Genomic DNA, 12,313 nt, shown 5'->3' with positions numbered 1-12,313 from the left:
ACGCCATTGCTGGCGTGGGCCAGATTCAACTGCACATTCATAAGCCATGCATCCTTCATCAAGATAAGTCATTCAAAAGTGATTATTTACAGTTTGTAGTTCAAAGTCAGCATCAGGTTGCGCGGCGTGCCCACCAGATTGCCGAAGACATCGGAATAGATGCTCTGGTAATAGTGCTTGTCGAGCGCATTGTTGACGTTCAGGCGCAGCTCGGCGCGGCTGTCGATCTGCCACGCCGCATTCAAGCCCAGGATCGCGTAGCGGCCCTGGCGCAGATGGTAGGTGCCGTCGTTTGATTCGGTCGCGCCCTGCCCGTACACCGAGGCACCGACGCGCCAGCCCTGCGCTGCGCCGGACAGGCGGTAGCTGGTGGCCAGCTTGAGCTGCTGGCGCGGATAGCGGCTGTTGAAGTCCTTGCCGATATTGGCCGGATCGCTGTCGCGCGTAAATTGCGCCTTCACATACGTAAAGCCGGCCGACAGCTGCCAGTCGGGCGTCAGGGCGCCCGCCACGTCCAGCTCCACGCCTTCGCTGCGCACTTCGCCCGACGCGCGCTGGCAATAGCCCCAGGTGCTGCCAGGGCAGGGATCCGGGCCGGCCAGGTCGTCCACGCCGCGGTTTTGCTGGCGGATCTGGAACACGGCCGCGCTGGCATTGAGGGCGCCGCCGAAGTATTCGCCCTTCACGCCCGCTTCATAGTTGGTGCCGCTGACCGGCTTCAGGGGCTGCCCATTGGCGTCGGTGGACGCTTGCGGCTGGAAGATCTCGGTCCAGCTGGCGTACACGGAATGCTGCTTGTCGAGGTCATACACGACACCGGCGTAGGGCGTGAATTCGCGCGCCACCGAGTAGCCGGCATCGTCCTTGTACCAGCTCACGCGCCCGCCCAGCACCAGTGACAGCGGCTCGGCCAGGCGCATGCGCGTGCCCGCATACACGCCGCTTTGTTCGGTGATGCTGGCCGTGCGCCACTGCGCGTAATTGATGACGGGACGCGCCACGCTGCCCGCATCCCAGTTGAACGGGTCGAGCACCGGCGCCGCCGCGCCCCAGCTGTACGGGGCCCAGCCGCCATAGCTGTTTTTCGACGAACGGCGGTGGCTGGCGCCGACCGTCAGCTCGTGCTCGCGGCCGAACAGGCTGTAGCTGCCGCTGGCATACGCGTCATAGCTGGTGTTGGCCAGCTCGGCGCGGTAGCTTTGCGAATTGAAGCGCAGGGTGTCGCCGCGGCGGTTGATGCCGGAAAACGTCGTGTCGATCTCGGGCGTCTTGCGCGTGGCCGCCAGCTTGGCCTTCCAGCCATTGCCGAAGCGGTGCTCCAGCTCGGCGAAGATGGTTTTATCCGTCTGGCGCCAGTCATCGAAGTCGGTGCCCAGGTAGGTCGAGCGGGGCAAGTTCAAAAAGCTGCCGTCGGCGGCCGTCACCACGCCCGTCGCGACGCCGTCGTTGTCCGTCTTGCGGTAGTGGGCGCCCAGGGTCAAGGTGGTGTCGGGGCGCAGGTCGGCCTCGATGATGCCGTACAGCTGGTGATTGCGGCCATGCAGCACGTCGACAAAATCCTTCTTGTCCTGCACCGTCGCGACGATGCGTCCGCGCAGGGTCTTCGCTTCGTTGAGCGCGTTGGCCGCATCGGCTTCCAGCCGGTAGTTGCTCCAGCTGCCGACGCTGGCCGAGAATGACGCTTGCGGCGTGGCCGTCGGGCGCTTGCGCACCATATTGATGGCCGCGCTGGGCGTGCCGCTGCCCGTCATCAAGCCCGTGGCGCCGCGCACCACTTCGATGCGGTCATAGATGGCCAGGTCGTCATTGTCGCCATTGAAGGTGCCGTTCGCGCCCAGGCTGGTAGGCAAGCCATCGAACAGGATGTTCTCGACTGGAAAGCCGCGTGCGCTGAAACTGCCTGAATCGCCCGTAAAGTTGCCCTTTTGCATGACAAGGCCCGTGATCGACTGCACGGCGTCGTCCAGTGTCGTGATGCCCAGGTCATCGATCTGCTGGCGCGTCAGCACGCTGACCGACTGCGGCGTTTCGCGCAGCGACAGGTTCAGCTTGGTTGCCGTATTGCTCACGCCCGTCGTATAGGAGCCGCTGCCTTCCGTCGTCGCATCGCGCCCTGCCGTGACGGACACGCCAAGCATGGTCTGTTCGGCAGCAGGGATGGCAGGCGCGGCCTGCTGCGCCAGCGCCGGCAGGCTGGCGGCCAGGCACAAGGCCGCCGCGGCCTGCGCCAGCGGACGCAGTGCGGAGTGAGACGATGGCAAACTGACAAAAGGCAAAGCGTGCGACATGCAAGTTCCTGATAGTGGTGGCGTCATCAGACGGTAAAAAACAGGCGCCTACTCTGTAGGTGCCGCGAAAACAAAAAACGGGCAGTCCGGCTGCAAATATATTTTGTGGGTACTACGGCGCCGGTTCGACGCTGACCCAATACCGCGTGCGGCTGCGCACCTGCACCGGCAAGGAATTGGGCAGCATGTTCAGGATGCGCTGGGTGTCGGCCAGCGGGAACACGCCCGACAGGCGCAGCTGGGCCACTTCCGGCGCGCAATGAATCACACCGGGGCGGTAGCGGGCCAGGTCGGCCAGGAAATCGCCCAGGGTCACGTCGTCGACGATCAGCTGGCCACGCGACCAGGCGTGCGCATACGCATCGATGGCGTGCGGCGCGTCTGGCGCCTGACGGGAAAACGCCACTCCGTGGCCGGCCGCCAGCAGCAAGGGCGCGCCGCTGCCGTCGCGGGGCAGGATTTCAACGGCGCTTTCCAACACGTCCACGGTGCTGTAGCCATCCTGCTGGCGCACGGCAAAGCGCGTGCCCAGTGCACGCACACGGCCTTCGCGCGTGGCCACCACCAAAGGCGCGTCGCTGCCGGCGCCGTGGCCGCTGGTGACGAGGATTTCGCCGGCCAGCAGCTCGATCAGGCGCCGGCTGGCGTCGAAACGCACGTTCACGGCCGAAGCCGTATTCAGGCTGAGCACGCTGCCATCGTCCAGCACCACCTCGCGCCGCTCGCCCGTGGCCGTGCGGTAGTCGGCGCGCAGGGCGCGCACGCCATCCCACGCATCCGTCTGCGCGGCCAGCATGCCGCCGCCGGCCGCCACGCCCAGCCACGCCAGCAACTGGCGCCGCTTGCCGTTGACGGCTTTCTGCTGCGTGCCGGCCAGCGCCTGCGCGGCCGCACCGCGGTGCAAGCCGTTGATCCGTTGCGTGACAGCGTCGATATGCTGCCAGGCCCGTTCGTGTTCCGGGTCGGCCTCGCGCCAGCGCTGCCAGGCGGCGTGTTCCGCTTTGCTGGCCTCGCTCGACATCAGCACGGTCAGCCACTCGGCCGCCTGCTGCTGCACCTCTTCGCGGATGGCTGCCGGGGCTGCGGGTTCTGCCACCGTGCTCATGCCGGCAGGGAGAAAAACACCTGGCGGTTGGCACGCGTCAGGTATTGCTTGACCGAGCTGGCCGACACGTTCAGGCGCGCGGCGATCTCGGCATAGCTGAGGCCCTCCAGTTGCGCCAGCAGGAACGCCGTGCGCACGGGCGCCGGCAAGCCGTCGAGGGCCTGGTCGATTTCCTGCAAGGCTTCCAGCGCCAACAGCCGTTCTTCGGGCGCGGGCGCCACCTCGGGCGGCAGGCAGGCCAGCGCCTCCAGATACGCGTCTTCCAGCACTTGCCGGCGGTAGCGGTGCGCCACCAGGCGGCGCGCGATGGTAGCGAGAAACGGCCGCGCCTCGCGGATCTGCGGCGCGGAATCGGCCGTCAGCACGCTGATGAAGGTGTCTTGCGCCAGGTCCGCCGCGTCGCCCGCATTGCCCAGCTTATGCCGCAGCCAGCCCTGCAGCCAGCCGTGATGGCTGCTGTAGAGCGCGTGCAGGTCTTGTTGCTGTGCAAAATCGGCGGCCGACATGGCATCCCTTTCCGCTCAGGCGTGCGGCACCCGAGAATGTAAATAAGAATTATTCTCATTTTAACCGTGTTTTTGACTTTCATGCAATCGCGGCATTGCCAGAAATACCAACTAATTCAAAAGCAGGCCAACCGCCAGGCGATGCAGCGCAGGACCGCCAGCCAACCGCGATAAGGTAAAATGACGGCCATCGTCCGGCTTTCGCCGCCCACTCCCAAGCTTTTCATTGCAGGTTCATCATGCTAGATAATCTCACCCAACGGCTTGCCAAAGTCGTCAAGACCATGCGCGGCGAGGCGCGCCTGACCGAAGCGAACACCGCCGACATGCTGCGCGAAGTGCGCCTGGCGCTGCTCGAAGCCGACGTCGCCCTGCCCGCCGTGCGCGAATTCATCGCCAAAGTCAAAGAAAAAGCCATGGGCGAGGATGTCATTTCCTCGCTGACGCCAGGCCAGGCCCTGGTTGGCGTGGTGCAGCGCGAGCTGGCCGCCCTGATGGGCGCCGACCTGGGCCCGGAAGCGTCGCAGATCAGCTTTGCGCAACAGCCGCCCGCCATCATCCTGATGGCCGGTTTGCAGGGTGTGGGTAAAACCACCACCGTCGGCAAGCTGGCGAAGTACCTGAAGGAAGAAAAGAAGAAGAAAGTGCTGACCGTCTCGGCCGACGTGTACCGTCCCGCCGCGATCGCCCAGCTGCAATCGGTCACCGCCCAGGTGGGCGCCGACTTCTTCCCGTCCAGCAGCACGGACAAGCCGGTCGATATCGCCCTGGCCGCGCTGGACTGGGCGAAAAAGCATTACCACGACGTGCTGATCATCGATACGGCCGGTCGCCTCGGTATCGACGAAGAGATGATGCGCGAAATCGCCGCCGTCCACGGCGCCGTGAAACCGATCGAAACCCTGTTTGTCGTTGACGCCATGCTGGGCCAGGACGCCATCAACACGGCCAAGGCCTTCAATGATGCGCTGCCGCTGACGGGTATCGTGCTGACCAAGCTTGACGGTGACGCGCGCGGCGGTGCAGCCCTGTCCGTGCGCCACATCACGGGCAAGCCGATCAAGTTTGCCGGTGTCTCGGAAAAACTCGACGGCCTGGAAGCGTTCGACCCGACCCGCATGGCCAACCGTATCCTGGGCATGGGCGACATCCTCGCCCTGGTGGAAGAAGCGCGCAAGGGCGTCGACAGCAAGGCAGCGGCCGACCTGGCGCAGAAGATCAAGGTCGGCGGCAAGTTCGACATGAACGACTTCAAGGCGCAACTGGGCCAAATGAAGAAAATGGGCGGCATGGCCAACCTGATGGACAAGCTGCCGGCCCAGTTCCAGCAGGCGGCAGGCGGCAAGAACATGGATCAAGCCGACAAGCAGGTGCGCCGCATGTGCGGCATCATCGACTCGATGACGCCGCAGGAACGCGCCAAGCCTGAACTGATCAAGGCCACGCGCAAGCGCCGCATCGCCGCCGGCGCCGGCGTGCAAGTGCAGGAAGTGAACCGCATGCTGACGCAATTCGAGCAAATGCAGACGATGATGAAGAAATTGTCGGGCGGCGGCATGATGAAGATGATGCGCAGTATGAAAGGCATGATGCCCGGGATGAGGTAGTGGAAGGCTTCAAAATCCGCTGCGCGGTGGTCTTTGCGGCCGGCGATGCTCACCGTACTAAAGTACGGTTGCGCTTCTCAGCCACAAATACCATCCGCTCGCTGTGATTTTGAAGGCCTTCGAGATGCAGCAGTATCTTCGTTTGAAACCCAAAAAACACCGTTCTAAATAATGCCGGATTGCATTTTCATGTGTCCGGCATCACTCTTCCCTCCCCCAGCAGCACCCCTCCCCGCATAGCCAGCAACCATGCCATTTACGGGCAAAAACGCCGTTCTGCGCTCCCAAGCGGTGCGCCCGGGCGACAGCATTGCCATTTCCCTGCTTTTTCCTCGTGAAAACGTGAAAAACACTTGCATACAAGGTAAATCCACACCAATATTAGCCGTGCGATTAATTGCGCAATTTCCCATGTGTTTGTTAAGGAGGCTCGAAGATGGCAACAGCCAAAAAAACCCCAGTAGCAGCGCCAGCCAAAGCAGCAGCAGCCAAGCCTGCAGCCGCCAAGAAAGCAGCACCCGCAGCCAAAGCAGCAGCTAAACCAGCAGCGGCGAAGAAAGCGGCAGCACCGGCAACACCACGCAAGCCAAACGCAGCATTCATGAAAGCAATGACGCCATCGAAAGAGCTGGCCGCCGTTGTTGGCGCAGCACCACTGCCGCGCACGGAAGTGACCAAAAAGGTATGGGATTACATCAAAAAACTCGATCTGCAAGATCCGGCCAACCGCCGCATGATCAATGCGGACGACAAGCTGAAAGCAGTTTTCGGCGGCAAAGCCCAAGTCTCCATGTTTGAAATGACGAAACTGATCTCCGATCATTTGAAATAATCAGATACGCACAGGGCGTTTCGCGCCGTGTGAGTGCCCCGCCGCTTTACTGCGAGCGGGGCATTTTTTTGCCTGCCGTTCAAGCGGCCGGCTTGAATTCCCACTGCCGCCACGCCGCCCGCACGGCATTCGGATACTCGGCCCGTCCCCGGCTGCCGTTATACCGCCCCAGCGCCAGGTACAAATCGCCCTTTTCCATATCCAGGTACATGCGCAAAATCGCGCAGCCGTAGCGCAGATTCGTCTGCATGTGGAACAACTTGCTGCGGTCGCTGTCGCCGATGACGCCCGTCCAGAACGGCATCACCTGCATGTAGCCACGCGCGCCAGCCAGCGAGACGGCATATTTGCGGTAGGCGGATTCCACCTGGATCAGGCCCAGCACGAGGGCCGGTTCCAGACCCGCGCGGCGCGCTTCGTACCAGACGGTTTCCAGAAATTCCGTACGCAGCTGGGCGTCCGGCAGCTTGCGCTGCAGGCGCGACGACATCTGCGCCAGCCATTGCTGGTAGCGCTGCAAGTCGGCGGGCGTGGCAAATTTGGGCTGCGGCGGGCGTTCGTCGCGGATCGCGTGCGACAGGGCCAGGCGGACGGAGTCGGCCAGCGCCTCCTCCTTCTGGTTGCCAGCCTGCGCCGGAGCGACGCAGGCCAGGCAGGCGGCCAGCGCGAGCGCGCCAGCCGTCTTGCTTACTGATAGACGCTTCACTGCGCCATTTTGCCCTGGATGAAGGCGACGATCTCGTCCGGTGCCACGCCAGTTGCTTCCGCGTCGCGGCGGCCCTGGTATTCCAGCTTGCCTTCTTTCAGGCCGCGCTCGCCGATGACGATGCGGTGCGGCACGCCAATCAGTTCCCAGTCAGCAAACATGGCGCCAGGGCGCAAACCGCGGTCGTCGACGATGACGTCCACGCCAGCGCCTTGCAGGGCCGCGTACAGCTTCTCCGTCTCTTCCTTGACCAGTTCGCTACGGTCCATGCCCATCGGGCACAGCACGACCTCGAATGGCGCGATCGACGCCGGCCAGATGATGCCCTTGTCGTCGAAGTTCTGCTCGATGGCGGCGCCAAGGATGCGCGTCACGCCGATGCCATAGCAACCCATCTGCAACGGCGCAGGCTTGCCGTTTTCGTCGAGGAAGGTGGCTTTCATGCTTTCCGAGTACGCCGTACCCAGCTGGAACACGTGGCCCACTTCGATGCCGCGCTCGATGGCGAGTGCACCCTGGCCGTCCGGCGAAGCGTCGCCGGCGACGACATTGCGCAAATCGGCCACGATGGCAGGCTCGGCCACGTCACGGCCCCAATTGGCGCCCGTGTAGTGGAAACCGGCCTCATTCGCGCCGCACACGAAGTCGCTCATGTGGGCGACCGTGCGGTCCGCCACCACGGTGACGGGTGCCTTCGTGCTGATCGGGCCCAGGTAGCCAGGAATCGTGCCGTAGACTTCCAGGATTTCCGCTTCCGTGGAGAAACGGTGACCGGCCAGGCCGGCAACCTTGCCCACCTTGATCTCGTTCAATTCATGGTCGCCGCGCAGCAGCAGCATGAAGTGCTGTTTCGTGACTTTTTCATCCTTGCCCGTCGTTTCCACCGTCAGGGCGATGGTTTTCACGGTCTGCGACAGTTCCAGGCCCAGCAAGGCGGCCACGGTTTCGCACTTGACGGTGTCCGGCGTAGCCGTTTTCGTCAGCGCCTGGGCGGCGGCCGGGCGCTCACCGGCTGGCGGCAGCGCTTCGGCCGCTTCCATGTTGGCGGCGTAATCGGAGGTCGGGCAGTACACGAGCGCGTCTTCACCCGTGTGGGCGATGACGTGGAATTCATGCGAACCGGAACCGCCGATGGCGCCGTTGTCGGCGGCCACAGCGCGGAATTGCAGGCCGAAGCGCGTGAAGATGCGCGTGTAGGCGTCGAACATGACCTTGTACGACGCTTGCATGCCGGCCAGGTCGCGGTCGAACGAGTAGGCGTCCTTCATGGTGAATTCGCGGCCGCGCATCAGGCCGAAGCGTGGGCGGCGCTCGTCGCGGAACTTGGTCTGGATGTGATAAAAGTTCAACGGCAACTGGCGGTAGGACTTGATTTCCGTGCGCACGACGTCGGTGATGACTTCTTCCGATGTCGGCTGGATCGCGTATTCGCGGCCGTGGCGGTCTTTCACGCGCATCAGTTCGTCGCCCATCTTGGTCCAGCGGCCCGTCTCTTGCCACAGTTCGGCTGGCTGCACGAGCGGCATCAGCAGTTCGATGCCGGCGGCTTTGTTCATCTCGTCACGGATGATGGCTTCCACCTTGCGGATCACGCGCAAGCCCATCGGCATGTAGGTATAGATGCCGGAACCGAGGCGTTTGATCATGCCTGCACGCATCATCAACTGGTGGCTGACGATTTCCGCGTCAGAAGGTGCATCTTTAAGTGTGGAAATAAAAAAACGGGAGGCGCGCATAACGGTGAATTCTTTTTAAAAAGAGAGGGTTATAATCAACCTAATTTTAAAGGATTAGCTGGCTGATGCGTCCATACTTTACACAAATGCGCTCAATTGGTGCGATTCCGGCGCTTTTCGCACCCCGAAAAGGTCACCGGCTTGCGAAGTTGTGGGTAATTATGTAAAAAAAGACGCACTGTCGCAGAAAGTTTGAGGTGCATTATGCTCGACCGTGAAGGGTTTCGGCCCAACGTCGGCATCATCCTGCTAAACGCCCAGAACGAGGTGTGGTGGGGCAAGCGGGTGCGCGAGCACTCATGGCAGTTTCCGCAAGGCGGTATCAAATATGGCGAAACACCGGAACAAGCCATGTTTCGCGAACTTGAAGAGGAAATCGGACTCAGACAGGAACACGTCAAAATTGTCGGCCGCACCCGCGACTGGCTGCGCTATGAAGTGCCAGACCACTTCATCAAGCGCGAGATTCGCGGCCATTACCGTGGCCAGAAGCAGATTTGGTTTCTGCTGAGAATGTGCGCGCGCGATAACGACGTCAATCTGCGCCTGACCGACCATCCCGAGTTCGACGCCTGGCGCTGGCATGAATACTGGGTCCCGCTCGATGTCGTCATTGAATTTAAACGCGATGTTTACCAGCGCGCCTTGCAGGAGCTGTCCCGCTTCCTGACCTGGCCCGTGCATGGCAACGCACAGCAAGCGCACCGCCACACGTCGCGCTACCTGCGCCAGCCCCATGCGCCACGGGCGCAGGATGGTACGGCACTGGCCAAGCCTTGCGACGGCATCGCCGCCGAAGGGTGTACGCCGGAGCTGATTCTGCCAGGCAAGGAGTAGTCTGCCGCACCATGAACGCACTCTCCCACGCAAAAGGGGCAGCCTGAACAGGCTGCCCCTTTTTTCATGCCGGCAGGAAATTCCCCTGCCGGTCAGGCTGACTTAGTTTGCTGCCGACGCTGGCGCAGCGGCGGGAACATCCAGGGTGATGGCTTTCAAGCCCAGGATATTGCTGCTGTAGTGGCGGATCTTGTTGGCCAGGGCTGGATCGTTATTCAGCTTTTGACCGTACGACGGCACCATTTCCACCATCTTCGCTTGCCATTCCGGCGTCGCCAGACGGCTCTTGAATGCCGTTTGCAGCACCTTGATCATGATCGGCGGCGCGGTCGAAGCGCCTGGCGATGCACCCAGCAGGGCAACGATGCTGCCATCGGCGGCGCCGACGACTTCCGTGCCGAACTGCAGCAAGCCGCCTTTGACAGGGTCATCCTTGACGATCTGCACGCGCTGGCCGGCGTTTTGCAGGGTCCAGTCTTCCATCTTGGCGTTCGGCAAGTACTCGCGCAGGGTGTTCAAACGGTCTTCCGGCGAGTTCATGACCTGTTCAACCAGGTATTTCGTCAGCGGAATATTGTCGTAGCCGGCTTGCAGCATCGGTTTCACATTGCCCGTGCCGATCGAGGCAGGCAAGTCGATCCAGGAACCATTTTTCAGGAACTTGGTCGAGAAGGTGGCAAACGGGCCAAACAGCAGGGCTTTCTTACCGTCGATGATGCGCGTATCAAGATGCGGCACGGACATCGGCGGCGAACCGACGGACGCCTTGCCGTAGACCTTGGCCGCATGCGCCGCCACCAGTTCCGGATTCGTGGTCACGAGCCATTGGCCGCCCACCGGCACGCCGCCGTAGCCCTTGGCTTCAGGAATGCCCGATTTTTCCAGCAGCGGCAGCGAACCGCCGCCGGCGCCGATGAAGACGAACTTGGCGCGCATGGTCTTTTCCTTGCCAGCGTTCAAATCTTTCACCGTCACGTTCCACACACCGTCGGCGCCGCGCTGGATGTCTTCCACCTGGTGGCGCAGGTGCAGAACCATGCCATGGCTGTCCGTCAGGTATTTCACGAGACCGCGCGTGAGGTTGCCGAAATTGACGTCGGTACCGATTTCCATGCGCGTCGCGGCCACTTTCTGGCCCTTGTCACGGCCTTGCATGACCAGCGGCGCCCATTGCTCGATCTGCGCCTGGTCTTCCGAGAACAGCATGCCCTTGAACAAGTTTTCCTTTTGCAGCGCAGCATAGCGCTTCTTCAAAAAGGCAATATTGTCGTCGCCCCACACAAAGGCCATGTGCGGCACATTGTTGATGAAGGTTTGCGGTGCGCCCAGATGCTTGTTGGCTACCTGATAAGCCCAGAATTGCTTGGAAATTTCGAATTGCTCGTTGATGGCAACGGCTTTCTTGGTCTCGATGCTGCCATCGGCCGCTTCAGGCGTGTAGTTCAGCTCGGCAAACGCCGAGTGGCCCGTGCCTGCGTTATTCATCGCGTCCGAACTTTCGGCGGCCACGGAATCGAGGCGCTCGACCATTTCCATCGTCAGCGACGGATCGAGTTCCTTGAGCATGCTGCCCAGGGTGGCGCTCATGGTGCCAGCGCCGATCAGCAGCACGTCGACCGGTTTTTCGGACGAGGCCGGAGGGGTCTTGTTACATGCCGCCAGGATCAGGCACGACATCAAAAGTAATAGCGATTTACGCATACGTAACTCCGTTTATGAATACTGAAGGATGATTCTTGCGCGCCACCGTGGCGGCACCATCGCTGTATGAAATGCAAACAGCCAGCCGGAACGCCAGGGCGGCCGGACAGGTCAAGTCGATGGTGATAGGCATGCTGCCGCGCTCCGGGATATCCCTGGAGCAATATCTGGTGGCAAAGGTGCGGGCAATGGAAACAGGGGAATGGCAATAAAATCGCCGTCATGTCCAGTGCAAATATCAAGAGCGGCGATTTTATCACCGTTATTTGGCGCCGCCGGGCCGTGGCGGTAGTGGATAATACTTACTGCAGGGTATTAAATGACAGTGACTCTCGGGTCATGCCAGCGGCCACCAGACGGCAAAAAGGGCATCCTCGATGCCCTTTATTTATGTACGCGGTACAATGCCGGCTGCCCTTTAGCCATAGTCCTTCAGCCATGTTCAACCCCTCTTCCGACGATGTGCGCCGTTTCTTTTGCGACACTTTGCGCAAGCACCGCGCCCATGACATCCTCACGCCGATGGAAGCCATCGCGCTCGACTGGATCCTCGAACACCCCGAGTATGAAAACGAGCTGAGCGACGTCGAAGCGGCGCTGGCGCGCGACTATTCCGTCGAAGGGGGACAAGCCAATCCGTTCTTGCACCTGTCCATGCATCTGTCGATCACGGAACAAGTGCAAGTGGACCAGCCGCGCGGCATCCGCCCGGCCGTCCAGCAGCTGACCCAGCGCCTCGATTCGGCCCATGCCGCCCAGCACGAAGTGATGGAATGCCTGGGCCAGATGATCTGGGCTTCGCAACGCTCGGGTTTGCCGCCGGACACGGACGCCTACATCGACTGCGTGCGCCGCCGGTAGGAACACCTGTCAAAACCTACTGCGCGTCGCGCTTTGCGGCCTGCGATGCTCACCGTACTAGAGTACGGTTGCGCTTCTTAGCCACAAATCGCTGCCGCTCGCTACGGTTTTGCCAGGTGTTTTACCAGTACTGC

Annotated in this window: 11 protein-coding genes; 5 read left to right on the top strand and 6 right to left on the bottom strand. The window is 61.8% G+C overall.

Translation table 11 applies throughout. The features are described 5' to 3' along the window. Positions 1–86: 86 nt before the first annotated feature. The 3 genes from SJI03_RS02290 to SJI03_RS02280 form a co-directional block, all read right to left on the bottom strand. On the bottom strand, positions 87–2,288 hold the full coding sequence (locus SJI03_RS02290; protein WP_322426119.1) for a TonB-dependent siderophore receptor: 2,202 nt from the start codon (positions 2,286–2,288) through the stop codon (positions 87–89). 112 nt (positions 2,289–2,400) lie between these two features. After that, entirely contained in the window at positions 2,401–3,393 is a 993-nt protein-coding gene (locus SJI03_RS02285) for a FecR domain-containing protein (protein WP_416208695.1), read from the bottom strand. Then, positions 3,390–3,899 (bottom strand): sigma-70 family RNA polymerase sigma factor, encoded by a 510-nt coding sequence (locus tag SJI03_RS02280; RefSeq protein ID WP_099376517.1) that lies wholly within the window; start codon positions 3,897–3,899, stop codon positions 3,390–3,392. The genes SJI03_RS02285 and SJI03_RS02280 overlap by 4 nt, the downstream gene beginning before the upstream one ends. Positions 3,900–4,138: 239 nt before the next feature. On the opposite strand from SJI03_RS02280, the gene ffh reads away from it, so the two are divergent. Together ffh and SJI03_RS02270 are read left to right on the top strand one after the other, a co-directional pair. Next, positions 4,139–5,506: a signal recognition particle protein gene (gene ffh, locus SJI03_RS02275; RefSeq protein ID WP_034780269.1), complete on the top strand. Its 1,368-nt coding sequence runs from the start codon at positions 4,139–4,141 to the stop codon at positions 5,504–5,506. Between the two features lie 436 nt (positions 5,507–5,942). Continuing rightward, entirely contained in the window at positions 5,943–6,338 is a 396-nt protein-coding gene (locus SJI03_RS02270; protein ID WP_071653383.1) for an SWIB/MDM2 domain-containing protein, read from the top strand. 79 nt (positions 6,339–6,417) lie between these two features. Here SJI03_RS02270 and SJI03_RS02265 read toward each other — a convergent pair whose 3' ends face one another. After that, complete coding sequence (locus SJI03_RS02265) at positions 6,418–7,044, bottom strand: lytic transglycosylase domain-containing protein (RefSeq protein WP_099376515.1); 627 nt, start codon at positions 7,042–7,044, stop codon at positions 6,418–6,420. Further along, the gene (locus tag SJI03_RS02260; RefSeq protein ID WP_322426117.1) at positions 7,041–8,780 is read right to left on the bottom strand and encodes a proline--tRNA ligase; all 1,740 of its coding nucleotides are present in this window, start codon (positions 8,778–8,780) and stop codon (positions 7,041–7,043) included. The genes SJI03_RS02265 and SJI03_RS02260 overlap by 4 nt, the downstream gene beginning before the upstream one ends. A 204-nt stretch (positions 8,781–8,984) precedes the next feature. Here SJI03_RS02260 and SJI03_RS02255 point away from each other — a divergent pair, with 204 nt between their 5' ends. After that, the gene (locus tag SJI03_RS02255; RefSeq protein WP_034780273.1) at positions 8,985–9,617 is read left to right on the top strand and encodes an RNA pyrophosphohydrolase; all 633 of its coding nucleotides are present in this window, start codon (positions 8,985–8,987) and stop codon (positions 9,615–9,617) included. 102 nt (positions 9,618–9,719) lie between these two features. Here SJI03_RS02255 and mqo read toward each other — a convergent pair whose 3' ends face one another. Continuing rightward, positions 9,720–11,318 (bottom strand): malate dehydrogenase (quinone), encoded by a 1,599-nt coding sequence (gene mqo, locus SJI03_RS02250; protein ID WP_322426116.1) that lies wholly within the window; start codon positions 11,316–11,318, stop codon positions 9,720–9,722. 35 nt (positions 11,319–11,353) lie between these two features. Between mqo and SJI03_RS02245 the strand changes: the two genes are divergently transcribed. Continuing rightward, on the top strand, positions 11,354–11,530 hold the full coding sequence (locus SJI03_RS02245; RefSeq protein WP_158301081.1) for a hypothetical protein: 177 nt from the start codon (positions 11,354–11,356) through the stop codon (positions 11,528–11,530). A gap of 226 nt (positions 11,531–11,756) precedes the next feature. After that, positions 11,757–12,179 (top strand): DUF1841 family protein, encoded by a 423-nt coding sequence (locus SJI03_RS02240; RefSeq protein WP_071321999.1) that lies wholly within the window; start codon positions 11,757–11,759, stop codon positions 12,177–12,179. Positions 12,180–12,313: the final 134 nt, after the last annotated feature.

It is taken from the genome of Janthinobacterium sp. GMG1, assembly GCF_034427795.1.
GTDB lineage: Bacteria > Pseudomonadota > Gammaproteobacteria > Burkholderiales > Burkholderiaceae_D > Janthinobacterium.
Note: the sequence above shows the minus strand (reverse complement) of the source record. Positions and strands in the feature narration are given on the sequence as shown.